Raw genomic sequence first — 24941 nt, 5'->3', positions numbered from 1 at the left:
TGTCAGTCCTCGCCGGTCCGGGTGCTCACGCCTGCTTCCTCGAAGGTCGCGACCTCCGAGAGCGTCGCGACGGCGCCCCGCAGCAGCGGGATCGCGGCGACGGCGCCCGTCCCTTCGCCGAGGCGCATGTCGAGTTCGAGCAAGGGTTCGAGGCCCAGTCGCGCGAGCGCGATGGTGTGCGACGGCTCGGTCGACCGGTGACCGGCGACCCACCACGCCCGCGCGCCGTAGGCGAGTTCCTCGGCGACGAGCGCGGCAGCCGTCGAGACGAGGCCGTCGAGGACGACGGGGGTGCGGCGCTGCGCGGCCTGCGCGAGGAAGCCGGTCATGGCCGCGAGATCGGCGCCACCGCCCGTGCGCAGCAGTGCGACTGCGTCTCGAACGACCGGGCGGGTCCGGCGCATGGCGTCGCGAATCGCGGACGTCTTGCGCATCCACGCGTTGTCGTCGATGCCGGTTCCGCGGCCGACCGCGGCGACGGGCTCGGTGTCGGTGAGCGTCGCGACGAGGACGGTCGCGGGCGTGGTGTCGCCGATGCCCATGTCGCCGGCGACGAGAAGATCTGCACCGGCGTCGATCTCGGCGTCGGCGATCGCGCGGCCCGCGGCGAGGGCGGCGAGCGTCTCGTCGTGGGTGAGGGCGTCCTCGCGGTCGATCGAGCCGGAGCCGCGCCGCACCTTGTGCTCGGACACGGAGGGGTCGGTGTCGGCGTCGACGGCCATGTCGACGACGCGCACGCTCGCGTCCGCGACCCGCGCGAGGGCGTTGACGGCGCCGACACCCGAGGTGAGGGTGGCGACCATCTGAGCGGTGACCTCGCTCGGATACGCCGAGACCCCGGCCCGCGCGATCCCGTGATCGCCCGCGAAGACGACGACCCGGGCGCGCTCGAACGCCCGAGGCGGGCACGCTCCCTGGCATCCGGCGATCCACTCGCCGAGCAGCTCGAGCCGGCCGAGGGAGCCTGCCGGTTTCACGAGCCGGCGGCCCCGCTCGCGGGCGGCGTCGCGTGCCTCGCGGTCGGGCGGGGGGATCGGGTCGAACCGTGTGGGATCGGCCGGGGTGGGTTCGGACAGCGCGGGGTCGTTGCCGAGAGCTGCGGAATCGTCGGTCACGCGTTGCCTTTCGAGCCGGTGGGTCGGGGCGTCGACACCCTCCCGGAGGCTATCAACCACGCTTCGACCGGCACCTTCCGGCCGGTTGGCAGAAATCGAGCGAAGACCGTCGTTCATGCCACTGTCGCCGCGCGCGGCGGATCGAGACACTGATCACATGATCGAATTCCTGATCGCACTGGCGATACTCGTCGCAGTACAGGCCCTCATCACCGGCGTCGGACGTCTCGTCGGGGCACCACGCGCCGCGCAGTACCCCCGCTTCGTGCTGTGGCCTCCCGATCCCACGGGCATGCCCGGCGCCGAACGTGACCTGCTCGAGCGCGACCCGATGGCCGACGACGATGCACGCCGTCGCGATGCGGCGCGGCGTGCGGTGAGCAGATCGGCGCCGCATCACTGACGGAGTGCGACGGTGTGGCGTAGGTGTCAGATGGCGTCGCCCGGGCGCACCCGCGGCGAGGGAGCGCGCAGCTTGCGGATCTGCGATGCACGCACGAACGCGTACCAGCCCAGCTTGAAGCCGCCGTCCGGGGTGTCGGGGAAGCGTGCCCGCACCCGGTTGTTCACGTGGTAACCCAGGTAGATGCCCTCGACCACCATGAACACCATCATGATGAGCATGCCCAGCGTCACGATCGCCTGGAGCGCGGGGCTCACGAACATCGCCATGATGAGCACGAGCGCGAGCGGCATGAACATGCCGACGAGATTGCGGCGGGCATCGATGATGTCGCGGACGTAACCGCGCACCGGGCCCTTGTCGCGGGGAAGCATGTACGCCTCGTCGCCCGCGAGCATCTTCGAGCGCCGCTCCGCGGCCTCGGCGCGGCGGGACGCGGCAGCGGCCTTGCGCTCGTCCTTCGAGCCGCGATTCGCCTTGCGGCGTGCGCGCGCCTCCTTCGACGTCATCGGGGGCGGAGCGACGGGGCCGCGGCGCCTGCCCTCGGCCTCGCGGCGGCTCGGCGTCGGGCGGCCCTTGCCCGCGGTCGCCGCCGTGGACGGCTCGGGCGTTGCCGCAGCCGTGTCGACCGACACGTCGTCGTTGTCGGAGTTGTCGGAGGATCCACGGCGCAGCAGCTTCACGGCTTCAAGGGTAGGGGACGTGTCCGTTTCCGTCGATGTCGGCCCGGCCGCGACGCGTGCGTCGCCCGCGGTGCGCGCCACCCGAGGCGCTTCTAGACTGCGGCGATGCGCGTCCTGATCGCCCCCGATTCGTTCGGGGACACCCTCACCGCCGTCGAGGCCTGCGACGCGATCGCGCGCGGCTGGTCCGCGGCCCGTCCCGGAGACGTGCTCGAGCGGGCACCGCAGTCGGACGGCGGACCGGGCTTCGTCGACGTCCTCGCCGTCGCCGGCGGGACCGTCCACCGCAGCGACGTCGCGGGCCCGCTCGGCGCACCGGTGGAAGCGACGTGGCTGCTCGACGGCGACACCGCCTACCTCGAGTCGGCGCAGGCGTGCGGCCTCCATCTGCTCGGTGGTGCCCCCACGCCGCGCACGGCCGTGGCCGCCACGACCCACGGCGTCGGCACGCTGATCGCTGCGGCACTCGCGGCGGGCGCGCGGCGGATCGTCGTCGGGCTCGGCGGAAGCGGTACCAGCGACGGTGGGCGCGGCATGATCGAGGCACTCGGCGGTCTGTGTCCTGCGAGCGAGGCGCTCGGCGACGTCGCCCTCGTCGCGGCGACCGACGTCGAGAACCCCCTGCTCGGCCCCGACGGCGCCGCCGCGATCTTCGGGCCGCAGAAGGGTGCCGACGACGCCGCGATCGCGATCCTCGACGAGCGCAACGCGCGGTGGGCGGCCGAGATCCTGGAGGTCACCGGGCGTTCGGTCGCGGAGTCGGTCGGCGCCGGCGCCGCGGGCGGGCTCGGCGCTGCGCTCTTCGCGCTCGGTGCCACCCGGGAGGCCGGAGCCGCGATCGTCGCCCGTCGCACGGGCCGACACGAACAGATCACGGGCGCCGACGTCGTCGTCACCGGCGAGGGCCGGCTCGACAGGCAGTCGCTGCGCGGCAAGCTCGTGACCGCCGTCGCGGCCGCGGCACGCGACGGGGGAGCGGCGGTACTCGCGTTCGCCGGTGCCGTCGAACTGGACGACGCCGAACTCGCGGGCGCGGGCGTCGACGCCGCGCACGCGATCGTCGACTTCGCGGGATCGCTCGACGTCGCGATGAACGACGCCGCACACCAGCTCGAAGGTCTCGCACGCAGCGTCGCGGAGCGGTGGAGCGCACGTCCGTGACGGCCGACATGCTGGACCGAACGGCCCGGACCGTTAGACTCGGCCACGCGCGTCGGCGAGAAACCCGACCGGACACGATCGGCGGTGGGAATACATCGCACGAGGAGTACCGTTGAGGCGTTCACGGGTTTGGTACGACATGTGAGGGAGAGCCCATGACTGTGCAGAACGAGACCGCGACCCACGGCGTGCTGATGACCGACGCCGCCGCGTCGAAGGCCAAGGCACTTCTCGATCAGGAAGGTCGCGACGACCTCGCGCTGCGCATCGCAGTGCAGCCGGGCGGGTGTGCCGGCCTGCGTTATCAGCTTTTCTTCGACGACCGGAGCCTCGACGGCGATCTCACCGTCGACTTCGCGGGTGTGACCCTCGCGGTCGACCGGATGAGCGCGCCCTACGTCGAAGGTGCGTCGATCGACTTCGTCGACACGATCGAGAAGCAAGGCTTCACGATCGACAACCCCAACGCGACGGGTTCCTGCGCCTGCGGCGACTCGTTCAACTGAGTCGGCCGTACCACCGAGAACACGCAGCACCGAACGCCGCCGAGACCTCCCGGTCCCGGCGGCGTTTCGCGTGTCCGGGGCACGTCCGTGATCGGCTTCGCCGCTCGCCCGTCCGATCGCGGCAGGCGCGCCGGGAGTAGCGTGTTGTACTCCGGTGCGGGCGGGCGCACGTCGATGCCGTCGTGTCCGCCCCACCTTCTGCCGTCCCCGTGAAAGGCTCGCTCGTGACTTCTGCCGCCGGACTCGTCGCCGTCACCGGCTCGATCGCCACCGACCATCTGATGCGCTTCCCCGGCCGCTTCGCCGAGCAGTTGATCGCTGATCAGCTCAGCCACATCTCGCTGAGCTTCCTCGTCGACGACCTCGTCGTGCGGCGTGGTGGCGTCGGCGGCAACATCGCCTACGCGATGGGCGTTCTCGGCGGCGCGCCGGTGCTCGTGGGTGCCGTCGGACCCGACTTCGCGGAGTACCGCAAGTGGCTCGAGAGCAACGGCGTCGACTGCTCCGGCGTCCGCGTGTCCGAGACCGCGCACACCGCGCGGTTCGTCTGCACGACCGACGAGGACATGGCGCAGATCGCGTCGTTCTATCCCGGTGCGATGAGCGAGGCGCGGGAGATCTCGCTCGGCGAGGTCGCCGAGCGGGTCGGGCCGCTGGACCTCGTCCTCGTCGGCGCGAACGACCCCGACGCGATGATCCGGCACACCGACGAATGCCGTGAACGGGGCCTGCCGTTCGCTGCCGACCCCTCGCAGCAGCTCGCCCGCCTCGGTGGCGACGAGGCGCGGCGCCTCGTCGACGGCGCGACGTACCTGTTCACGAACGAGTACGAGTGGGGACTGCTGCGTCAGAAGACCGGGCTCACCGAGGACGAGGTGCGCTCGCAGGTCGGTGTCCGCGTCACGACGCTCGGTGCGAAGGGCGTCGACGTCGTCGACTCCGACGGCAACTGGGTCCACGTCGAGGTCGTTCCGGAGAAGGGGAAGGTCGATCCGACCGGTGTCGGCGACGGCTTCCGGGCGGGCTTCCTGTTCGCGCAGGCGCGTGGCCTCGGGTTCGAGCGGGCCGCGCAGCTCGGCTGCCTCGTCGCGGTGCTCGTCCTCGAGACCGTCGGCACGCAGGAGTGGCGCTTCGACCGCGACGAGGCGCTCACCCGCCTGACCGACGCCTACGGCGTCGAGGCGGCCGACGAGATCGCCGCGATCCTCTAGGCGGCTCCGCCGCTCGTGAGTGATCTTCCGGCCTCCGGACCGGAAACTCGCTCACGAGCGCGCAGCGGCTACACCTCGACGGGGTAGATCGGCTCCTCGATCTCTGGGACGATCCTGCCCTCGACGAAGATGCCGTGCCAGATCATCAGGCACAGCACCGTCCACAGCCGCCGGCTGTGATCGGAGACCCCGTCGCGATGCTCGGCCAGCATCCGGCGCACTGCGGTCTTGTCGACGATGTGCCCGGCCTGCGACTGCTCGATCGTCTCGTTCGCCCAGTCGTAGAGCTCCGGACCCCGCAGCCAGTGCCGGATCGGCACCGGGAAGCCCAGCTTCGCGCGGTGCAGGACGTGCCCCGGCACGATCCCTTCCAGCGCGCGGCGCAGCGCGTACTTCGTCGTGTCCTTCGTGATCTTCTGATCGAGCGGAACCTGCGACGCGACCCGGTACACCTCGGGATCGAGGAACGGCACCCGCAGTTCGAGCGAGTTCGCCATCGTCATCTTGTCGGCCTTGACGAGGATGTCGCCGCGCAGCCACGTGAACAGGTCGAGATGCTGCATGCGGGCCACGGGATCCCAGCCGCGCGACCGCTCGTAGATCGGGGCCGTGACGTCCTGGTGGGTCCACTCCGGCCGGAAGTCCTTCAGGACGGCGCGCAGTTGTGCGTCACCGAAGCTGCGCGCGTTGCCGTAGTAGCGCTCCTCGAGCGTCATCGACCCGCGGTGCAGCAGGCTCTTGCCGCGCGTCCCCTCGGGGATGCGCTCCGAGAGCGCCCCTGCCGCGCGCCGCAGCGGCTTCGGCAGCCGCTCGAACGGCTTCAGCGACAGCGGCTCACGGTAGATCGTGTATCCGCCGAACAACTCGTCCGCGCCCTCGCCCGACAGCACGACCTTCACGTGCTTGCGGGCCTCGCGGGCGATGAACCACAACGGGACGAGCGACGGGTCGGCCACCGGATCGTCGAGATACCAGATGACCGAGGGCACCGCGGCCGCGAATTCCTCGGGCCCGACGACGCGCGTGATGTGGCGCGCACCGATCGCCTCCGCGGACTCGGCCGCGACGTCGATCTCCGAATAGCCCTCGCGCTCGAAGCCCGTCGTGAACGTGACGAGCTTCGGGTTGTGACGCATCGCCAGCGCCGCGATCGCCGTCGAGTCGATGCCGCCCGACAGGAACGAGCCGACGGTGACGTCGGCACGCATGTGCTTGGCGACGGAGTCCTCGAGTGCCTCCGCGATCTCCTGATAGCGCGCGGCCTCGGTGCCGGGGGTGAACGGGCGCACCGGGAACGTCGGCTCGAAGTACCGCGTCTGCAGGGGAGCGGAGCCGGGCGTGATGCGGGCGAACGAGCCGGATTCGAGGCGCGTGATCTCGCGGTGCAGCGTCTCCGGCTCGGGCACGTACTGCAGGACGGTGTAGTGCTCGATCGCGCGATCGTCGAGTTCGGTGCCGATGCCGACGACGTCGGCGATGTCGAGGAGCGACTTCTTCTCGCTCGCGAACGCCGTGCCCTTCGTGCCGGTCGCGAGGAACAGCGGCTTGATCCCGAACGGGTCGCGTGCGACGAACATCTCGCCGGTCTCGGTGTCCCAGATCGCGAACGCGAACATGCCGCGCAACCGGCGCACGGCGTCCTCACCCCAGAAGTGGAAGGCCGCGACGATCGCCTCGCTGTCACCGTCGGTGCGGAATTGCGCGTCGAACTCCTCGGCGAGCTGTGCCCGGATCTCGAGGTAGTTGTAGATCTCCCCGTTGAAGGTGAGTGCGTAGCGCTCGGGCGACTCCGGAGGACCCCATCGCAGCGGCTGATGCGAGTGCGCGATGTCGATGATCGAGAGCCGGTTGAACCCGAACACCACGTGGGCGTCGTGCCACGTGCCGTGCTCGTCGGGACCGCGGTGCCGCATGCAGTGCATCGCGGCGTCGACGCGCGCGACGGTGTCGGTGGTGGTCTCGTCGGTGGTCAGTAGGCCGAGCAGTCCGCACACAGCGACGGGTACCTCGATTCGAATAGGCGATACGTCCCCACGTCGTGGAGACGACGAAACGGCTCCACGACGGTGGAGATGTCTGCGACTCTGAAGGAAAGTATGCCGCAGATCGTTCGCCCGCCCGTCCATGTCGAGGCGTCACGACACGTTTCGACCCTGGGGGCGGACTCCGGCCGGCTTTGGTCTACGCTGCGTAGTACTTGGGCCTTCCCGGTGGGTGAGCCCTACACAGTTTTGTGGCGATCAGGAAGGCGTGAACGTGGCGCAAGGTCGGATCCTTCGGCGAGCGGGGCTGGCGGTATCACTGGGCTTTGCGGCCCTGGTGCTGTCGGGTTGCTCCATCGACAACTCGGTGCTCCGTTTCGGCTGGCCTTCGGGTGTCACCCCGCAGGCGGAGCGGATGCGCGAACTCTGGACCTGGTCCGTGATCGCGGCACTCGTGATGGGCGTGATCGTCTGGGGCCTCGTGTTCTGGACGGTCGCATTCCACCGCAAGAAGAAGGACTCTCCGGAGTTCCCGCGTCAGACGGCGTACAACGTGCCGCTCGAACTCGCGTACACGGCGGTGCCGTTCGTCATCATCGCGGTGCTGTTCTACTTCACGGTCGTCGTGCAGAACCACGTCCTCGAGAAGGAGGACGACCCGGCGGTGACGGTCGACGTGACCGCCTACCAGTGGAACTGGAAGTTCGGCTACCGCGATCTCGACTTCGGCAACGGCAACGGCTACAACGCCGTCGACGAGGAGGCCGAGGCGAACGCGCGTGAGGGCGCCGAGGTCGTCGAGATCGACGAGGAGGGCCACGAGATCCCGGGCCCGATCCACGGCAAGTCCACGAACGACCTGTCCTACCTGCCCTACAGCAAGATCGAGACCGTCGGCACGAGCGCCGAGATCCCGATCCTGGTGCTTCCGACCGGACAGCGCATCGAGTTCGTTCTGGCGTCCGCGGACGTCATCCATTCCTTCTGGGTGCCCGAGTTCCTGTTCAAGCGCGACGTGAACCCGAACCCGCGGGAGAACAACTCGGACAACACGTTCCAGATCAGCGAGATCGAGCGTGAAGGTGCGTTCGTCGGACGGTGCGCCGAGATGTGCGGCACGTTCCACGCGATGATGAACTTCGAGGTGCGTGCGGTCTCGCCCGAGCGCTTCGAGGAGTACATCGAGCTGCGCAAGCCGATCGAGGAGGGTGGCGAGGAACTGACCACCGCCGAGGCCCTCGAGCGTATCGGCGAGTCGCCCGTCGCGACGTCGACGCAGCCGTTCGAAACCGACCGCACCTACCGCCAGGCCAGTGCCCAAGAGGGCAACTGACTCGGGCCTCGCTGACCGGCTCCTTCTCGGATACCAAGGAAAAGTGCTGATATGAAGATCGAAGCGAAGCTCTTCGAGATCCTGACGGTGTTCTTCATTCTCGTCGCGATCGTGTACGGCGTGTTCACCTCTCTCTCGCGGACCGGCATCGAGTGGGCCGGGTTCACGGCGATCTGCCTGTCGGCCGGTCTGACGCTCATCGTCGGAACCTACTTCCGGTTCGTGGCGCGCCGTCTCGACACGCGCCCCGACGACTACGACGACGCCGAGATCGCGGACGGTGCCGGCGACCTCGGCTTCTTCCCGCCCAGCAGCTTCTGGCCGATCCTGGTCGCGGGTGCGGCGGCCCTCGCGGCCCTCTCGCTCGCGTTCTTCGAGTGGTGGATGATCGTGCCGTCGTCGATCGCCGTCATTGCTGCCGCGGCGGGGATGGTCTTCGAGTACCACGTCGGGCCCGAGAAGCACTGACACACTCTCCCTCGAGCGGGGCGGCACCCACACCGGGTGCCGCCCCGCTCGTCGTCGTACGGCCGTTCTGCACCCCTAACGTCGTTTCTGCACCCCTACCGGTCGCCCGATAGGGGTGCAGAACGCAATTAGGGGTGCAGAACAGCAGAAGGGGAAGGGGGGCTCAGCGGGTGGCGTCGAGGAGGACGATGCAGCGCTGCGGCGCCACCGCACGATAGCTCGCGTCCAGCAACTCGGCGATCTCGTCCCAATCGCAGTCCGCGGTCACGTCCAGGCCCAGCCATCCGTAGGGGCCCAGGTACGCGGGGACGAAGAAGCGGGGATCGGCCGTCAGGGCCGGCCGCTCGCTCTGCTCGGGGACGAAGAGCACGGCGTGGTCGTGGCGTACGGGGCTCGTCCCCGAGCGGCCACTGCCCTTTGCCGACCCACCCTTCACCGAGCCCCCGTAGATCCCGAACATCTTGCCGCACCGGAACGTCGGACGGCCGTGTGCGATCGCCTCGCTCGCCTCCGGCAGTGTCAGGGCGATGCGACGTACCCGCGCCAGGAGCGGGTCGGCGTCGTCGAACATGGTCGGATGCGGCACTTCGCCAGCGTAGATCCGCACCCCGACATCCCGTAGCGAGAACGAGTCCCGTGCACCCCGTGAACGACGAAACGGGCGAGGCCCCGAACCTGTGCAGGTTCGGGGCCTCGCCCGGTGGGGTGGGGGAGCGGCCTAGTGACCGTCCTTCCCGTTCCCGTCTCCGGTGGAGCCGTCGTGCTCGGCGTCGGACGTGCTGCCCGAGGCGGACGTGCCCGTTCCGTGCGTACGACGCTGGTAGTCGCGCAGCATCTCGAGCTGACGCGCCTCACCTTCGTGCTCCGCACGCTCGAGCGCTTCGGCCTCGTCGCTCGGGTCGGCCTTGAGGAGGCTGCCGCGGCCCGGCTTGCCGGCGAGTCCGAGCTTGTTCATCTTCTTCGGGACGGCCGCGCCCTGGTACTCGAGCGGGATCGGATGGCCGTGGTCGTCGACCGGTCCGAGCGGCTGGTGGACCTCGATGAACTCACCCGACGGCAGGCGCTTGATGATGCCCGTCTCGATGCCGTGCTCGAGCACCTCACGGTCACTGCGCTGGAGCCCGATGCAGAACCGGTAGGCGACGAAGTAGGCGATCGGAGGCAGCAGCACCATGCCGATACGGCCTGCCCACACCATCGCGTTGAGCGAAACGTCCAGGTGGTACGCGATGATGTCGTTGATGCACGAGATCGTGAGGATCGCGTAGAACGTGATCGCCATCGCGCCGATGCCGGTACGCACCGGAACGTCGCGCGGACGCTGCAGCAGGTTGTGGTGCGCGGTGTCGCCCGTGAGCTTCTTCTCGATCCACGGGTAGGCGATCAGCAGTGTGAAGACCAGGCCCATGATCACGGCGACCCAGAACACCGCCGGGATCGTGTAGCGATCGAACAGATAGATCTCCCACGCAGGCCAGAGTCGAGCCAGGCCGTCCGTCCACATCATGTAGATGTCGGGCTGTGAACCCGCGGACACGTGCGACGGGTTGTACGGACCGATCGTCCACACCGGGTTGATCTGCAGCAGACCACCCATCAGGGCGAGGATGCCGAAGGTCATCGCGAAGAACGCGCCGGCCTTGAGACCGAAGACCGGGAGGATCCGGACGCCCACGACGTTGTTCTCGGTGCGGCCGGGGCCGGGGAACTGCGTGTGCTTCTGGTACCAGACCAGCGCGAGGTGACCTGCGATGAGCGCCAGGATGATCGCCGGGAACAACAGCACGTGCGCGACGTACATACGCGGGATGATCAGTTCGCCCGGGAAGTCGCCGTCGAACAGAATCCAGTGCAGCCACGTACCGATGACCGGGACCGACATCGTGATGCCACCGAGAGCGGCGCGAAGACCGGTGCCCGACAGGACGTCGTCCGGGAGGGTGTATCCGAAGAAGCCCTCGAACATCGCCAGGATCAGCAGCAGGCAGCCGATGACCCAGTTCGCTTCACGAGGCTTGCGGAACGCGCCGGTGAAGAAGATGCGCAGCAGGTGGATGATGATCGACGCCGCGAACATGAGCGCGGCCCAGTGGTGGATCTGGCGAACGAACAGACCACCGCGGACCTCGAACGAGATCTCGAGCGTCGTCTCGTACGCACGGGACATCGAGACGCCACGGAGCGGCTCGTACGCGCCGTTGTAGACGACGTGCGCGAGCGACGGGTCGAAGAACAGGGTGAGGTAGACACCCGAGACGAGCAGGATGATGAAGCTGTAGAGCGCGATCTCGCCGAGCATGAACGACCAGTGCGTCGGGAAGACCTTGTTGATCTGACGCCGAACGCCACCCGAGAGGTGATAACGCTCGTCGATCTCGTTGGCCTGCGCGGAAGCGCGGCTCTGCAATGTCGTACTCACGGGCGACGCTCCCAAAATGCCGGGCCGAGCGCTTCGACGAAGTCGCCGTTGGCGACGAGGAAGCCCTCTTCGTTCACTGTTATTGGCAACTGCGGAAGGGCACGGGCCGCCGGTCCGAAGACGGGCTTGCCGTAGTGCAGTGCGTCGAACTGCGACTGGTGGCACGGGCACAGGAAGCGGTGCGTCTGCTGCTCGTAGAGCGAGGTCGGGCAGCCGAGGTGCGTGCAGATCTTCGAGTACGCGAAGTAGTCGCCGTAGTTGAAGCTCTCCTGGCCCTTGCGCTTGACGACACGTGCGGTGTCCTCGGGGCGCAGTCGAATGAGCATGACCGAGTTGCGGATTCCGCGCAGGCCCTGCAGGAGAGCGTGCTCGTCACCGCGATCGGAGTCGCGGAACGGGAAGACCGTCTCGAGGCCGCCGGCGTCGAGATCCTCGGCGCGCACGAGCGAGATGTCGCCGGGGCGGCCGGTGTCGCGGCGAAGGTAGATCGTCTCGCCCTCGAAGCGGGGGGTCCAGCCCGACACCCACAGCGGGGAGTTGTCGCCCTGAGCCCAGGGGTTCTTGATCATTCCGCCGAGCGGCATGATCGCCATGACGCCGAGGGCGCCACCACCGAAGATCAGGCTGCGCTTGATGAGCTTGCGCCGCGGCAGCGTCGACGTCTGGAAGGAGTCGTCGAGCTGGGCGACGAGCGTCTTGCGATCGACCTCGGCGGACGGGCCGTCGTGGCGGTCCTGGATCGAGAGCTCTTCGGGGATGAACTTCTTGGTGAAGAGCACCGCGCCGACGCCGACACCGAGAATCGCGAGGCCCATCGTGAGGCCGAGCATCGGGGTGTAGAGGCTGTACATGAAGTAGTCGTCGTCGCCGGGACCCGCGTACTCCCAGGGCCAGAACAGGAATCCGACGATGAACGCGACGGCCGAGACGCCCGCGAGCGCGAACCAGAACGCGACGGCGCGCTCGGCGCGCTTCTCGGCCTTGGTTCCCTCGACGGCCCAGCGATCACGCCGGTACGCGATGTCGACGCCGTCGAGATTCGTGCCGAGCGTGACGAGCTCGTCGCGACTCATGGCGTCGAGTTCGTCCTTCGTGTACTTCCTGTCGATCGGCGACGCGTTGCCGTCCGCCGATTCGGGCGTTTCGCCGCTGCCGTGCCGGCCGGCGTCGCTCATTGCCTTGCTCCGATCCACATAGCCGCACCGACGACGGCGACGATTCCGACGACCCACATGGTCGGTCCCTCGGCCGCGGGGCCGAGACCGCCGAGACCGTAACCACCGGGGTTCTTGGTCTCCGCGTAATGCTTGACGTAGCCGATGATGTCCTGCTTCTCCTCGGGCGTGAGCTGCCGGTCGGAGAACTTCGGCATGTTCTGCGGGCCGGTGACCATCGCAGCGTAGATCTCCTGCTCGTTGGCAGGGTCGAGAACCGGCGCGTACTTGCCGCCCGAGAGGGCGCCGCCGCGACCGGTGAAGTTGTGGCACGACGCGCAGTTCTGGCGGAACAGCTCGGAACCACGGGCGATGTCGTCACCGCGCAGCGACGACTGTGCGATCTCGCCGTCCTCGTCACGGATGACCGTGGGGCCACCACCGTTGGCCTGGATGTACGCGCCGATCGCGTCGGTCTGCGCAGCATCGAACTTCGCGGGCTTGCGCGCTGCCTGCGCTTCGTTGCGGACCGCGGGCATACGGCCCGACGAGACCTGGAAGTAGACGGCGGCCTCGCCGACGCCGATCAGGCTCGGTCCGCGATCCTGCACGCCCTGCAGGTTCGCACCGTGACACGTGATGCACGACGTGTCGTAGAGCTGCTTGCCTTCACGGATGAGCGCTGCCGAGTCCTGGTTCGCCGTGGCGACCTGCGGACTGGGCGTGAGCGCCGAAGCGAGAAAGCCTGCGCTGACCAGACCCACCATCAGGACGAGCGCGCCGGAGATGCGCCTGCGCATCTTGCGTCCGCGACGCGCCTTCGCGGCGGCGGCCGCGGTGTCGGATGTGGGTGGGGGAGATGAACTCATCTGTATCCCTTTTTGTAAGTCGGGACGTACTGGACGTCAGGGGGCTGCCTGTGCGTTCAGTTGATCAACGGATGAAATAGATCGTGGCGAAGAGGCCGACCCACACGATGTCGACGAAGTGCCAGTAATACGACACGACGATCGCGGACGTGGCCTGAGCCGGCGTGAACTTGCTGACGCGTGTGCGCAGGATCAGGAACGCGAACGCGACGAGACCGCCGATGACGTGCAGGCCGTGGAAGCCGGTCGTGATGTAGAAGACCGAGCCGTAGACGCTGCTCGAGATCGTGGTGCCGTGCTCGACGAGGTGGTAGTACTCGTAGCCCTGGCCGAGGACGAAGAACGTGCCCATCGCGAGGGTGATCGTGTACCACCGGCGCAGGCCGAAGACGTCGCCGCGCTCGGCGGCGAAGACGCCCATCTGGCACGTGAACGACGATGCGATGAGGACCAGCGTGATCGGCACTGCGAGCGGAAGGCTCAGCTCGGTGGGAGCCGGCGGCCAGTTGCCGTCGGCCTGTGCTCTCGCGACGAAGTACATCGCGAACAGGCCGGCGAAGAACATGAGCTCGCTCGACAACCAGACGATCGTGCCGACGCTGACCATGTTCGGTCTGTTCAGCGAGTGCACCCGCTGGGTTATTGCTGATCCTGAAGTCCCTACTGCGCTCGTCACGAGGAGAAGTATGACGCCTTGTCGTACAGCCTGACTACCCGGGTCGGCGATCGGCGCGTCGCCGCAGTTCGTCGCCGGTGCCGGGCAACCCTCTAACCTGGGAGTCCGGCGAGCGGACCGACTCGTCGTGTCCGATTCGAAATGGGGGTGCTACGCCCGTGCGGGGTGCTCGTGACGCCGGAACACCGTGGTGGCGGCGAATCCTCGGCCGCAAGGTGCGTGCCGCGCTCGATCCGGACCGCCCCGATCTCGTCGTCGTGGCGCGGTGTTTCGACGACGTCGAGGCGTGCTCGACGACGCTCGCGCGCGCGGAGGAAACGGGATGGATCGCGGCCGACGACGCCGTGCTGCGGCATCACCTCGTGTTGCCGGCGGACCGGATCGCCGACGCGGCGGCGCTCGCCGCCCAAGACGGTTACGTTCTGCACGCGCCAGACGGTTACGTCCTGAACGCGGGGGACGGTGGCACGGAGCGCGACCCGCGCACGATCGTGTTCCAGCGTGTCCAGGTGCTCGACGCGCTGCACTGCTCCCAGGAGCGTTCGCGGATGGCCGGTCTCGCGCAACGGCACGACGGCGACGTCACGGGCTGGGACGCACTGCAGCCGCGACGTGAGCGGTCCGCGGCGCCCGACTAGGCTGCACGTGGCCACGGTCCGTCCGCGTGGTCGTCCGTCCAGCAGCAAGGCAGCCGAGCAGCACGGCAAGAGGGGACACGTCGATGTCGAGCCCGCACAGCGAATCCACCCAGCGCGCAGCAGCGCCCGCCGGCGGAGCGACGGTGTGGAGCTGGCGCGAGATCCTCGGGGCCCTGACGGACCGGCGGGACCTGTCCAGCGAGCAGGCGCGCTGGGCGATGAACGAGATCATGACCGACAACGCGACGTCGGCGCAGATCGCCGCGTTCGGTGTCGGCCTCAAGATGAAGGGCGAGACTCCCGACGAGGTGAGCGGGCTCGCCGACGCGATGTATGCGCACGCGCGGCTCGTGGAGGTGCCGGCCGGCACCGATGCCGTCGACATCGTCGGCACGGGCGGCGATCGTGCAGGAACAGTGAACATCTCGACGATGGCGGCTGTCGTCGTCGCGGCGGCGGGGGTGCCCGTCGTCAAGCACGGCAACCGGGCCGCGTCGTCGAAGAGCGGTGGCGCGGACGTCCTCGAGGCCCTCGGTGTGCGCATCGCGCTCGAGCCCGATCTCGTCGCCCGGTGCGTCGAGGAAGCGGGCATCGCGTACTGCTTCGCCCCCGTCTTCCATCCCGCGTTGCGGTTCGCCGGCCCGACGCGCGCGGAGATCGCGATCCCCACCGTGTTCAACGTGCTGGGCCCGCTGACCAATCCCGCGCGCCCGCGCGCAGGGCTGATCGGGTGCGCGTTCGAGGATCTCGTCCCCGTCATCGCGGGCGTGCTGGCCGGACGAGGCAATTCGGCACTCGTGGTGCGCGGCGACGACGGCCTCGACGAGCTGACGACGTCCACCACCTCGCGTGTCCTCGTCGTCGCCGACGGCCGGATCAGGGAGTACTCGCTCGATCCGCGCGAGTTGGGGATCGACCGGGTGCCGCTCGACGCGCTGCGCGGCGGCGATGCGGAGACCAACGCGCTGATCGCGCATCGGGTGTTCGGCGGCGAGCCGGGAGCGGTCCGCGACGCCGTCCTCCTCAACGCCGCGGGAGCGATCGCGGCGCATCGCGGCGTCGGATCGGATCCGCTCGCGGCGCTGCGGGACGGCCTCGCCGAGGCGACCCGTGCCCTCGACAGCGGCGACGCCGCGCGCCGGCTCGAGATCTGGACCGAGGTGTCGAACCGCCTCGGGCGCTGAGCCAGGCGCGGCTACTCGCCGATCGAGAAGCCCGCTTCGACGTCGGCGCTGGAGTACGACTGGAACGCGATGTGCGTCGCGGTCTTCACGACACCGTCGACCTTGTTGATCCCGCCGGTGACGACCTCGGCGATCTGCTCGTGGTCGCGGACCTTCACGACGGCGATGAGATCGATGTCGCCCGCGCACGAGTACACCGTCGACACGCCGGGCAGATCGGCGACCGCCTGAGCCGTCTCGGGGATCCGATGCGCGTCGGCGTGGATCAGGACGATCGCGTTGATCATGTGCACTCCCGGTGGGTCGTGTGGGTGCCGCAGTGTGCCGGTGGGCGGCGGCGTGGCCGGTAGCCAAGCCTAGCCGCCCGGGATTCAGGAGACTTCGCCCGCGGGAACGGGTGGCGCGGCGGCGTCGCGGGCGGTCTTCGCTCGTGCGCACCAGGGCGTCCAGGGGCCCGGACCGGCGACGAGCGAGCGGTACGGCGACGACGCCGCCACGATGCGCGCGTCGGGCGCCGACACCCACCGCAGGACGAGCGCGGCCTCCTCGCGGGTCGCGCCGCGCAGCGGGCCGTCGTCGGCGACGATCGTCTGTGCGCCGCGGACGAGGGACTCGACGGTGAGCATCGGCGGCGTGCCGCGCGGTGCGAGCCCCGCGGCGGCGAGTCTGCCGGCCCGCACGACGGCGAACTCCCAGCCGCCGGACCCGTCGGGGCGCGCGACGACGAACTCGTCGAGCTCGACGAGACTGCGGAGCCGCGCGAGCCCGGTGGCGGCTTCGGCGACCTCGCGGGTGCGATCACGCAGCCGCGCGGCACTCTCGTACAGCCCTGCGGCGGAGAGTTCGTCGATGCGCGTCGTCATGGCTGTCAGCGGCGCGGCGTCGAGACCCGCGTAGAAGCGGCGCACGCGCTCGGCGTTCGCCGCGTAGGCGTCGGCGCTCAGTCCCTCGGGTGCGGGGCAGCCGCCGATGCCGCGGCGAGCGCACGCGGGTCCGTGTTCGCTGCGCCGGGCGATGCGCGTCGTGCACGTGCGCAGGCCCGTGAACTCGGCGACGGTCGCGGCGACGTCGGCGGCCGCGGTGCGGGACCGGAACGGGCCCAGGGCGCCCGGCACCGGCGTCCGCACCACCGTGCTGCGAGGAAAGGCCTCGTCGGTGAGGGTGAGCCACCAGCCGCGCAGTGGGTACTTCGAGCGTCGGTTGTAGGGCGGAGTGTGGGCGGCGATGAGCCGCAGTTCCCGGACGCCCGCCTCGAGCGCCGTCGCACACTCGACGTGGTCGACCCGTTCGGCGAGTCCGATCATCTCCTTCATCCGCCCCCGCGTCTCGGAGCCCGTGAAGTAGGTGCGGACGCGCCGCCGCAGATCGACCGCGGTACCGACGTAGAGGACCTCGTCGGACGGACCGCGGAACAGATAGACGCCGGGGGAGCGCGGCAGCGACGCCGCGAGCGCCCGCTTCGCTCGTTGCTGCGGTGTCACGTCGGGGAGATAGTCGACGAGTTCGGTGAGGCTGTGGACGCCCAGATTGCCGACGCGCGCGATGAGTGCGTGCAGGACGTCCACGGTGGCGCGGGCGTCGTCGAGGGCGCGGTGTGTGGGCGTCGTGGCCGAGAACATCCGTGCGAGGTTCGACAGCCGCACCGACGGCGCCTCGTCGCGTGTGAGGACGCGGCGTGCGAGCTTGACGGTGCACAGGACGGTGAAGGCGGGCCAGTCGACGCCGCAGCGCCGTGCGGCGGCGCGTAGGAACCCGGTGTCGAAGGGCGCGTTGTGGGCGACGAGGACGGCGCCGTGCGCGAATTCGAGGAACGCGGGCAGGACGCGCTCGATCCGCGGTGCGTCCACGAGCATCGCGGAGTCGATGCCGGTGAGCTCGACGATGTGGGGCGGGACGGGACGGCCGGGATCGACGAGCGTGGCGAGTTCGCCGAGCACCTCGCCGCCGCGGATCTTCACAGCGCCGATCTCGGTGATCGCGTCGGCCTCGGCGCTGGCACCGGTGGTCTCGAGGTCGACGACGACGAAAGTGGTGTCGCGCAACGGAGTCTCGAGTTCGTCGAACGTGAGTTGCCGCGCGTGAGATGCCACGGTCGGTCAGCCTAGGAAAGACCTCCGACACCCCGCCCGCCCGCCGCCGGGAGCCCCAGGAGACGAGGATCACAGTGCCCCGATCGGGCCGCCGAACGCCGTCGGAACGCGGGTCCGTCCGGCGGCCGGGCGAAGGCCGTTCGCGGAACCGAAGCGGGCCACGAATCCCGGCCGGCCGGCGCTCGCGACGCGACCGGCCGTTGTGGGCGCGAACAGCGGCAACGCCGATGCGGCGTCGCGGCGCGGCGGTGGGTGGCACGGCGCGTGAGCCGCGGCGCACGGTTTCGGTAACGGCGATGACGCCCGTGCTGTTATGCCGGCGTTATCGAACGTTCGTCCGGGCGTCACGAAGGCCGGGAAATGCCCACGATCCACAAAATCGGCGCGGCGGGGTCGACATCGACGGTTGCCGTTTCGTAATCTCTTCGAGACCTTGCGGAGTCGGTCGCTCACACCGAGCGGCGTCGCCTGGTCACCGCTCAATCGGAACTCCTCGCGGAGTCCCGAACCGGGAACCCACGATTCCACCGGGGTGAATCCCGACGGAACGGCACGGAACCACTGCGCCACGCGCACAGCGGATCCGGTCGGACCGAAGGGTAGGGCTGATCTTCCCAGCCCGAACCCGTCAGCTAACCCGGTCGGCGGACGACAGGAAGAAACGGAGTTCTTCACGTGGCGACCACGAGTACCACACGGTCGGTCCGGCGGGCCCTCGCCGTCGGCGCCCTCGCCGCGGGCGCACTGACCGTGACAGCAGCCCCCGCTTCGGCGGATCCCGTGACCGTTCCGGGTGTGGGCACCTTCGACATCCCGGGCGTGGCAGTTCCGCCCGAGGTCCAGGCCATGATCGATCAGGCCGTCCCGCCGAACGCGCTTCCCGCACCGGTGGACGTCGCCCCGCTGCAGAGCATCGGCGAGCAGGCACTGCGCGCCGCCGAGTCCAAGATCGGCGCACCGTACGTCTACGGCGCCGCGGGCCCGGATGCGTTCGACTGCTCCGGCCTCGTGCAGTGGGCCTACCAGCAGGCCGGCCTGAACGTCCCGCGGACCAGCTACGACCAGGCGAGCGCGGGTGCCCCCGTCTCGCTCGGTTCGCTGCAGCTCGGCGACGTCGTGTCGTTCTACGGCGGTTCGCACTCGGGCATCTACGCGGGCGGCGGCAACGTCGTGCACGCGTCGACCTCCGGTCAGCCCGTCAAGCTCGCACCGCTCTCGTCGATGCCGGCGGACGGCGCGGTCCGTTTCTGACACGAGACGTGACGACGGTGAGCGCGTGACGCGGGGCGGGTTCGGTACCACCGGGCCCGCCCCGCGTCGTCGTTCTCACCCCGGTTGGACACGTCCCGTGCGCAATCCGTAACCTTGCCGAGACCTTCGCGCGGCCACGGCCGCCGCGGCGTTCGATGATCGGAGCACAACACCCGTGGGTGCACACACCAACCCCCACCGGCAGGCCACTCCTCGGTGGCGCGGCCGTCGACGCATCGCCCTCGCCGCCGGAGTACTCGTCGCCGGGGCCGTCCTCTCGCCCGTCGGTCCGGCGTCGGCGGACCCGGCCCTCGAGAACCCCACGGCCGCACTCGACCGGCTCTCCGAACTCTCGCGCGAATCCGAGCAGACGACCGAGGCCATGCACGCGGCGCAGATGGACCTCGACGCCAAGCAGGCCGCGCAGCACGACGCCGAGTCGCTGGTCGCCGCGGCGGCCGCGGCGGCGGACGAGGCCCACGGCCGGGTGGACGAGATGCGGCCCGCCGTCGACCGCGTGGCGCTCGCGAACTATCAAGGCGCACGGACCAATCGGCTCTTCGCGCTCATGGTGAGCGATTCGCCGCAGCAGATGCTCGATCAGATGTCCGCGCTCGACGTCATCTCCAAGCAGACAGCGGACCGCGTCGGCGGCTTCACCGACGCGTCGGCGGAGGCGGACGCCGCCACCGCGAGGGCCGAGCAGGCGGCGGGCGCCGCGCGCGCCGCCACCGCGGCCGCACAGGCCGTGAGCGACGAGCTCGCGCGCAAACAGTCCGACCTCGACGCGCAGATCGGGGAGGTGACGCGCGCGTTCGAGTCGCTCACGAGCGCCGAACGCGATCAGCTCGCCGGAACGCCGTTCCCGGACGGGTTCGATCCCGGCCAGATCCTCGCCGGCGCACTCCCGGGCTCCTCGTCGGGAGCCCTGCAGGCCGGCATGACCCGCGTCGGAAGCCCGTACTCGTGGGGCGCGACCGGTCCCGGGTCCTTCGACTGCTCCGGCCTGGTCGTGTGGTCGTATCAGCAGATCGGCAAGTCGCTGCCGCGGTCGAGCCAGGCGCAGGCGTCGGGCGGCACCCCGGTCTCGCGCGATCAGCTCCAGCCCGGCGACGTCGTCGTCTTCTACGACGACGCATCGCACGTCGGCCTCTACGCGGGCAACGGCAATGTGCTCCATGCGTCGACGTTCGGAGTGCCCGTCAAGGTGGAGTCCATGGACGGTATGCAGTACGCGGGAGCACGCCGCTACTGACCGGACCTCGGTCCGTCGCGAGGCCCGCCGTGCCCCTACACTCACGGCGTGCCCCGACCCGATCCGTCCGCCTCGACGCGTGACCCGCAGCGGCGCGCGCGGCGCCGGATCCGGCCCTGGGAACGGTTCGCGCTCGTCGGCCTCGTCCTCGCGGTCGCGGTGTCCGTCGCCATCACCGTCACGGCGCGCGGCGACGACGAGACCGGCGCACACCACCTGACGGGCGAGGATGCCGTCGCGGTCGCGGCGCTGCTCGCACGGTGGGGCGACGCCGTCCGCACCGCCGACGACCGTGCCCTCGGCGCCGTCGTCGACAGATCCGCTCCCGCAGGGTTTCTCGACGCCGAACGCATGCGCGCGGCGACGGTGGCGGCGATCGGCATGTCGACCTTCGACTACGTTCTCGCGGACGGCGCCGACGCCACGGTCCCGGCCGGGCTCGCCGAGTCGATCGGTGCGGACGCCGTCCTCGCACCCGACGTCGAACTCCGGTACGCGATCGACGGCATCGATCCGCGGCCGATGACCGAGCCCGCACCTGTCCTTCTCGCGCGCCGCGGCGACCGCTGGACCGTCGTGTCCGACGCGCTCGTGGGCGATGCGCCCGCGGAGGACGAGACCGCCGGCGACGGCCGGTGGCGCGGACCGTGGGACTTCGGCACCCACGGTGTCGTCCGTACCCGGGACGGATCGCTCGTCGTCGGTCACGAGTCCGACGCAGCACTCACCGAGAGCGTCGCCGAGGCACTCCCGGACGCGATCGCCGCGGTGTCGCGGATGTGGGACGGCGAGTGGCCCCGGCGCGCAGCGGTCGTCCTCACCGCGACCCACGACGAGTTCGCGGCGCTCGTGGGTTCCGGGCACGCGGGCGCGAACGTCGCCGCCGTCTCGGTGTCGGACTCCGTCGACCGCGAGGCGGGCGTCGCGACCGGTCAGCGCATCGTGTTCTCGCCGGCCTCGCGCGAGCGGCTCGACGCGCGCTCGCGGGCCGTCGTGCTGCGGCACGAGATGACGCACATCGCCGCGCGGACCGAGACGGTGGACGGTTCGCCGCTCTGGATGCTCGAGGGATACGCCGAGTACGTCGCGAATCGTGGCGACCGCGCGCCCGCCCAGATCGCGCCGGAACTCGCGCGCCGGGTGCGCGCGGGCGAGGTCCCCGAGTCGCTCCCGGACGACGCGGCGTTCACCGACGCCGGAGCCGGTCCACCGGCGTACGAGGTGTCCTGGTCGATGAGTGCGTTCGTCGCCGATCGCTACGGCGAGAACACCCTCACCCGGCTCTACCGCGCCCTCGCGACCGGCCCGGACGCGGACGTCGCCGGGGTGTTCGAGTCGGTGCTGGGCGCGAGCGAGACCGACGTGCTCGCCGCGTGGCGCTCGTGGACGGCGTCGACGCTGGGCTGAGCGACGGGCGCAGCGGCCGCGGCCGCCGTGGACCGTCTACGGTGGACGAGTGCCACGAACTCTGCTGGTGACCAACGATTTTCCCCCGCGCCCCGGCGGCATCCAGTCGTACCTCGAGTCGTTCGCCCGGCAGTTGCCGCCGGACGAACTCGTCGTGTACGCACCGCGCTGGCGCGAGGACTCGCACACCCGGTACGACGCCGCGGCGCCGTTCGAGATCGTCCGGCACCCCACGACGTTGATGCTGCCGACGCCCTTCGTCGCCCGGCGCGCGCGGGAGATCGTGCGCAGCCGCGACATCGAGACGGTGTGGTTCGGCGCCGCCGCCCCGCTCGCGCTCCTGGGCCCCGCGATGCGCAGGGCGGGTGCGCGCCGCATCGTCGCGAGCACGCACGGCCACGAGGTCGGCTGGTCGATGCTCCCCGTCGCGCGGCAGGCGTTGCGCCGGATCGGCGACACGAGCGACGTCGTCACCTACGTGAGCAAGTACACGCGCAGCAGGTTCGCGGCGGCCTTCGGGCCGACGGCGGCGCTCGAACACCTTCCGCCCGGCGTCGACACGGTGCGGTTCGCGCCCGACCCGAAGGCCCGCGCCCGGCTGCGCGAGCGGTACGGGCTGGGGGAGCGGCCCGTCGTGCTGTGTCTCTCGCGACTCGTCCCGCGCAAGGGCCAGGACGTGCTCGTGGCGGCGCTTCCCGCGGTACGCCGGGAGATTGCCGACGCCGTCCTCGTGATCGTCGGCGGCGGGCCGTACGGCGACACGCTGCGCGCGATGGCCGAGCGCACGGGGGTGAGCGACCACGTCGTGTTCACCGGCGGCGTGCCCGAGGACGAACTCGCCGCGCATCACGCGATGGCCGACGTCTTCGCGATGCCGGCACGCACGCGTGGCGGCGGTCTCGACGTCGAGGGCCTCGGCATCGTGTATCTCGAAGCGTCGGCGACCGGGGTGCCCGTCGTCGCGGGCGAGTCCGGCGGTGCTCCCGAGACGGTGCTGCCCGGGCGCACCGGTTTCGTCGTCGACGGCCGCAGGACGGGCGAGGTCGCCGCGGCGATCGTCGAGACGCTCTCGGATCGCGGCCGGGCGGCGGAGATGGGAGCGGCTGGGCGCGAGTGGATCGAATCGTCCTGGCGCTGGGACGTTCTCGGCGAGCGGCTCCGCGAACTGCTCGCGGGCTGACACGACGACGGCGGGCGGGCACGGAACCCGATCGGATTCCGTGCCCGCCCGTCGTCGGTGGCTCGTCGCCGGGGCGCGGCTACTTGGCGTAGATCTTCTCGATCTCGTCGGCGCGCTGCGCGGTGATGACGTTGCGCTTGAGCTTCATCGTCGGCGTCATCTCGCCGGTGTCCTCGGTGAAGTCGGTCGCGAGGATCCGGTACTTCTTGATCGCCTCGGCGTGCGAGACGTGCGTGTTCGCCTCCGCGACCGCGGCGTCGATTTCGGCGATGAGATCCGGGTCGGCGAGCAGATCCGCCGCCGCGGTCTCCTTCGGCTTGCCGTGCGCCTCGTTCCATGCCGGCAGCGTCTCCTCGTCGATCGTGACGAGCGCCGCGATGAACGGCTTCTGGTCGCCGACGACGAGTGCCTGGCTGATGATCGGGTTCGCGCGCAGCGAGTCCTCGAGCTGGGCCGGCGAGACGTTCTTGCCGCCCGCCGTCACGAGGATCTCCTTCTTGCGGCCCGTGATCGAGATGTACCCGTCGGCGTCGATGTCGCCGAGGTCGCCGGTGTGGAACCAGCCGTCCTCGATCGCGTCCTTCGTGGCTTCCTCGTTGTTCCAGTAGCCGTTGAAGACGACGGGACCCGACAGCATGATCTCGCCGTCCTCGGCGATCCGTGCCGTGTTGCCGGCGAGCGGACGGCCGACGGTGCCGACGCGGTGCGCACCCGGGGTGTTCACCGCGAACGCGGCCGTGGTCTCGGTCAGGCCGTAGCCCTCGTACACCGGAACGCCCATGCCGCGGAAGAAGTGGCCGAGCCGGGCGCCGAGCGGCGCGCCGCCCGAGATCGCGAGCTGGCACTTGCCGCCGAGGGCGGACTTGAGCTTCGCGTAGACGAGCTTGTCGAACACGAAGTGCTTGGCGGTGAGCAGGAGTCCGGCCTTGCCGTCGTCCTCCGTCGCCTTGCTGTAGGCGATCGCGGTCTCGGCCGCGGCGTCGAAGATCTTGCCCTTGCCGCCGGTCACGGCCTGCTGGCGTGCGGTGTTGTAGACCTTCTCGAACACGCGCGGCACCGAGAGGATGAAGTCCGGCTCGAACTCGCCGAACGTCGGGACGAGGTTCTTGATGTCGCTCGTGTGGCCGAGGGCCGCGCCGGCGTCGAACGCGGCGACGGCGACGGCACGCGCGAGCACGTGGGCCATCGGCAGGAACATCAGCGTCGTGACGCCGTCCTGCTTGAGCAGGTCGCCGAGGGTCGAGGCGAGGATGCCCTGGGACTCGGCGATGAAGTTCGCGTGCGTGAGGGCACAGCCCTTGGGGCGGCCGGTCGTGCCGGACGTGTAGATGAGGGTCGCGGGATCCGACGACCGCAGCGCGTCGGTGCGGGCCTTCAGGTCCTCGTCGGGGACGTTCTTGCCCAGTTCGACGAGTTCGTCGATCGCGCCGGTGCCGTTCGCGGGTGCCTCGATCTGCAGCGTCCTGCGCAGCGACGCCGCTGCCTGGGCCACGGTGGAGACGGTCTCGGTGTGCGCGTCGTTCTCGACGACGAGCGTCACGGCCGCGGAGTCCTCGAGGATCCATGAGACCTGGTCGGCGGACGACGTCTCGTAGATCGGGACGGTGACGCCGCCTGCGGCCCACACGGCGTAGTCGACGAGCGGCCACTCGAAGCGGGTCGCGGACATCAGCGCGACGCGCTCGCCCTGCCCGACACCGAGTGCGATCAGACCCTTCGCCACGGCGGTCACCTGTGCGGCGAAGTCGGCGGCCGTGACGTCCACCCACGAGCCGCCCTGCTGACGGCGGTACACGACGGCGGAAGGACGGTTCTTCGCGTGTGAGAACACCGAATCGACTGCGGACGCGTCGTCGGGGATCGTGAACGACTGGGGAACGCTGGATTCGGGCACGAAAACCTCCGGGCACTGAAAGATACTGACGAGTAGCTGTTGCCCTCGACTCTAGCCCCGCC

Annotated in this window: 23 protein-coding genes and 1 riboswitch; of the genes, 12 read left to right on the top strand and 11 right to left on the bottom strand. The window is 70.0% G+C overall.

What is annotated here, in order from left to right; genetic code table 11:
• Positions 1-2: 2 nt before the first annotated feature.
• Entirely contained in the window at positions 3-1076 is a 1074-nt protein-coding gene (gene cobT / locus RR1_RS12265) for a nicotinate-nucleotide--dimethylbenzimidazole phosphoribosyltransferase (protein ID WP_040772156.1), read from the bottom strand.
• Between the two features lie 196 nt (positions 1077-1272).
• Here cobT and RR1_RS12260 point away from each other — a divergent pair, with 196 nt between their 5' ends.
• Positions 1273-1518: a hypothetical protein gene (locus RR1_RS12260; RefSeq protein WP_143153812.1), complete on the top strand. Its 246-nt coding sequence runs from the start codon at positions 1273-1275 to the stop codon at positions 1516-1518.
• Positions 1519-1544: 26 nt separating this feature from the next.
• Here the strand turns inward: RR1_RS12260 and RR1_RS12255 are convergent, their stop codons facing one another.
• Positions 1545-2201 (bottom strand): DUF3043 domain-containing protein, encoded by a 657-nt coding sequence (locus RR1_RS12255; protein ID WP_010836589.1) that lies wholly within the window; start codon positions 2199-2201, stop codon positions 1545-1547.
• A gap of 105 nt (positions 2202-2306) precedes the next feature.
• Between RR1_RS12255 and RR1_RS12250 the strand changes: the two genes are divergently transcribed.
• The 3 genes from RR1_RS12250 to RR1_RS12240 all read left to right on the top strand — a co-directional run bounded on the left by RR1_RS12250 (position 2307) and on the right by RR1_RS12240 (position 5079).
• Entirely contained in the window at positions 2307-3362 is a 1056-nt protein-coding gene (locus tag RR1_RS12250) for a glycerate kinase family protein (protein ID WP_010836588.1), read from the top strand.
• Between the two features lie 155 nt (positions 3363-3517).
• Positions 3518-3868: a HesB/IscA family protein gene (locus RR1_RS12245; protein ID WP_010836586.1), complete on the top strand. Its 351-nt coding sequence runs from the start codon at positions 3518-3520 to the stop codon at positions 3866-3868.
• A gap of 281 nt (positions 3869-4149) precedes the next feature.
• Positions 4150-5079 carry a carbohydrate kinase family protein gene (locus RR1_RS12240; RefSeq protein WP_051111021.1) on the top strand — a complete coding sequence of 310 codons (930 nt, stop codon included), beginning with the start codon at positions 4150-4152 and terminating at the stop codon, positions 5077-5079.
• A gap of 68 nt (positions 5080-5147) precedes the next feature.
• Here the strand turns inward: RR1_RS12240 and asnB are convergent, their stop codons facing one another.
• Positions 5148-7073 (bottom strand): asparagine synthase (glutamine-hydrolyzing), encoded by a 1926-nt coding sequence (gene asnB / locus RR1_RS12235; RefSeq protein WP_010836584.1) that lies wholly within the window; start codon positions 7071-7073, stop codon positions 5148-5150.
• A 256-nt stretch (positions 7074-7329) separates the two neighbouring features.
• Between asnB and ctaC the strand changes: the two genes are divergently transcribed.
• Together ctaC and RR1_RS12225 are read left to right on the top strand one after the other, a co-directional pair.
• Entirely contained in the window at positions 7330-8394 is a 1065-nt protein-coding gene (gene ctaC, locus RR1_RS12230; RefSeq protein WP_010836583.1) for an aa3-type cytochrome oxidase subunit II, read from the top strand.
• Positions 8395-8445: 51 nt separating this feature from the next.
• Positions 8446-8862 (top strand): cytochrome c oxidase subunit 4, encoded by a 417-nt coding sequence (locus tag RR1_RS12225; RefSeq protein ID WP_010836582.1) that lies wholly within the window; start codon positions 8446-8448, stop codon positions 8860-8862.
• A gap of 163 nt (positions 8863-9025) precedes the next feature.
• Here RR1_RS12225 and RR1_RS12220 read toward each other — a convergent pair whose 3' ends face one another.
• The 5 genes from RR1_RS12220 to ctaE form a co-directional block, all read right to left on the bottom strand.
• Positions 9026-9448, bottom strand: coding sequence for an MmcQ/YjbR family DNA-binding protein (locus RR1_RS12220; RefSeq protein ID WP_040772155.1), 423 nt, complete (start codon positions 9446-9448; stop codon positions 9026-9028).
• A 132-nt stretch (positions 9449-9580) separates the two neighbouring features.
• The gene (qcrB, locus tag RR1_RS12215) at positions 9581-11281 is read right to left on the bottom strand and encodes a cytochrome bc1 complex cytochrome b subunit (RefSeq protein WP_010836580.1); all 1701 of its coding nucleotides are present in this window, start codon (positions 11279-11281) and stop codon (positions 9581-9583) included.
• On the bottom strand, positions 11278-12456 hold the full coding sequence (gene qcrA, locus RR1_RS12210; RefSeq protein ID WP_040772134.1) for a cytochrome bc1 complex Rieske iron-sulfur subunit: 1179 nt from the start codon (positions 12454-12456) through the stop codon (positions 11278-11280). Before qcrA ends, qcrB begins: the two co-directional genes overlap by 4 nt.
• Positions 12453-13304, bottom strand: a complete 852-nt coding sequence (gene qcrC, locus RR1_RS12205; protein ID WP_010836578.1) for a cytochrome bc1 complex diheme cytochrome c subunit — start codon at positions 13302-13304, stop codon at positions 12453-12455. Before qcrC ends, qcrA begins: the two co-directional genes overlap by 4 nt.
• A 64-nt stretch (positions 13305-13368) precedes the next feature.
• Positions 13369-13980, bottom strand: coding sequence for an aa3-type cytochrome oxidase subunit III (gene ctaE / locus RR1_RS12200; RefSeq protein WP_040772133.1), 612 nt, complete (start codon positions 13978-13980; stop codon positions 13369-13371).
• A gap of 158 nt (positions 13981-14138) precedes the next feature.
• Between ctaE and RR1_RS12195 the strand changes: the two genes are divergently transcribed.
• Positions 14139-14618, top strand: a complete 480-nt coding sequence (locus RR1_RS12195) for a hypothetical protein (RefSeq protein ID WP_010836576.1) — start codon at positions 14139-14141, stop codon at positions 14616-14618.
• 83 nt (positions 14619-14701) lie between these two features.
• On the top strand, positions 14702-15802 hold the full coding sequence (gene trpD / locus RR1_RS12190; protein WP_010836575.1) for an anthranilate phosphoribosyltransferase: 1101 nt from the start codon (positions 14702-14704) through the stop codon (positions 15800-15802).
• An 11-nt stretch (positions 15803-15813) separates the two neighbouring features.
• Here trpD and RR1_RS12185 read toward each other — a convergent pair whose 3' ends face one another.
• Both RR1_RS12185 and RR1_RS12180 read right to left on the bottom strand, forming a co-directional pair.
• Positions 15814-16089, bottom strand: coding sequence for an Lrp/AsnC family transcriptional regulator (locus tag RR1_RS12185; RefSeq protein ID WP_040772132.1), 276 nt, complete (start codon positions 16087-16089; stop codon positions 15814-15816).
• An 84-nt stretch (positions 16090-16173) separates the two neighbouring features.
• On the bottom strand, positions 16174-17892 hold the full coding sequence (locus tag RR1_RS12180; protein ID WP_010836573.1) for a DEDD exonuclease domain-containing protein: 1719 nt from the start codon (positions 17890-17892) through the stop codon (positions 16174-16176).
• 466 nt (positions 17893-18358) lie between these two features.
• Positions 18359-18554: riboswitch (cyclic di-AMP (ydaO/yuaA leader) on the top strand.
• Between the two features lie 13 nt (positions 18555-18567).
• On the opposite strand from RR1_RS12180, the gene RR1_RS12175 reads away from it, so the two are divergent.
• From RR1_RS12175 to RR1_RS12160, 4 genes are all read left to right on the top strand, one after another.
• Complete coding sequence (locus RR1_RS12175; protein WP_010836571.1) at positions 18568-19143, top strand: C40 family peptidase; 576 nt, start codon at positions 18568-18570, stop codon at positions 19141-19143.
• Between the two features lie 235 nt (positions 19144-19378).
• Complete coding sequence (locus tag RR1_RS12170) at positions 19379-20398, top strand: NlpC/P60 family protein (RefSeq protein ID WP_040772153.1); 1020 nt, start codon at positions 19379-19381, stop codon at positions 20396-20398.
• A 48-nt stretch (positions 20399-20446) separates the two neighbouring features.
• Complete coding sequence (locus RR1_RS12165; RefSeq protein ID WP_010836569.1) at positions 20447-21805, top strand: hypothetical protein; 1359 nt, start codon at positions 20447-20449, stop codon at positions 21803-21805.
• A gap of 49 nt (positions 21806-21854) precedes the next feature.
• Entirely contained in the window at positions 21855-22985 is a 1131-nt protein-coding gene (locus RR1_RS12160) for a glycosyltransferase family 4 protein (protein WP_010836568.1), read from the top strand.
• 79 nt (positions 22986-23064) lie between these two features.
• Here RR1_RS12160 and RR1_RS12155 read toward each other — a convergent pair whose 3' ends face one another.
• Complete coding sequence (locus tag RR1_RS12155; RefSeq protein ID WP_010836567.1) at positions 23065-24879, bottom strand: AMP-dependent synthetase/ligase; 1815 nt, start codon at positions 24877-24879, stop codon at positions 23065-23067.
• Positions 24880-24941 lie beyond the last annotated feature (62 nt).

Origin of the sequence: Rhodococcus rhodnii NBRC 100604 (assembly GCF_001894925.1) — a bacterium.
In the GTDB taxonomy this organism is placed as follows: Bacteria; Actinomycetota; Actinomycetes; order Mycobacteriales; family Mycobacteriaceae; genus Rhodococcus_F; species Rhodococcus_F rhodnii.
This window is presented reverse-complemented; position numbering and strand designations above follow the sequence as displayed.

Coding starts and splice junctions, on each gene's coding strand:
- RR1_RS12260 (WP_143153812.1), top strand. CDS start 1,273: ATGATCGAATTCCTGATCGCACTGGCGATACTCGTCGCAGTACAGGCC.
- RR1_RS12250 (WP_010836588.1), top strand. CDS start 2,307: ATGCGCGTCCTGATCGCCCCCGATTCGTTCGGGGACACCCTCACCGCC.
- RR1_RS12245 (WP_010836586.1), top strand. CDS start 3,518: ATGACTGTGCAGAACGAGACCGCGACCCACGGCGTGCTGATGACCGAC.
- RR1_RS12240 (WP_051111021.1), top strand. CDS start 4,150: ATGCGCTTCCCCGGCCGCTTCGCCGAGCAGTTGATCGCTGATCAGCTC.
- RR1_RS12225 (WP_010836582.1), top strand. CDS start 8,446: ATGAAGATCGAAGCGAAGCTCTTCGAGATCCTGACGGTGTTCTTCATT.
- qcrA (WP_040772134.1), bottom strand. CDS start 12,456: ATGAGCGACGCCGGCCGGCACGGCAGCGGCGAAACGCCCGAATCGGCG.
- qcrC (WP_010836578.1), bottom strand. CDS start 13,304: ATGAGTTCATCTCCCCCACCCACATCCGACACCGCGGCCGCCGCCGCG.
- trpD (WP_010836575.1), top strand. CDS start 14,702: ATGTCGAGCCCGCACAGCGAATCCACCCAGCGCGCAGCAGCGCCCGCC.
- RR1_RS12185 (WP_040772132.1), bottom strand. CDS start 16,089: ATGATCAACGCGATCGTCCTGATCCACGCCGACGCGCATCGGATCCCC.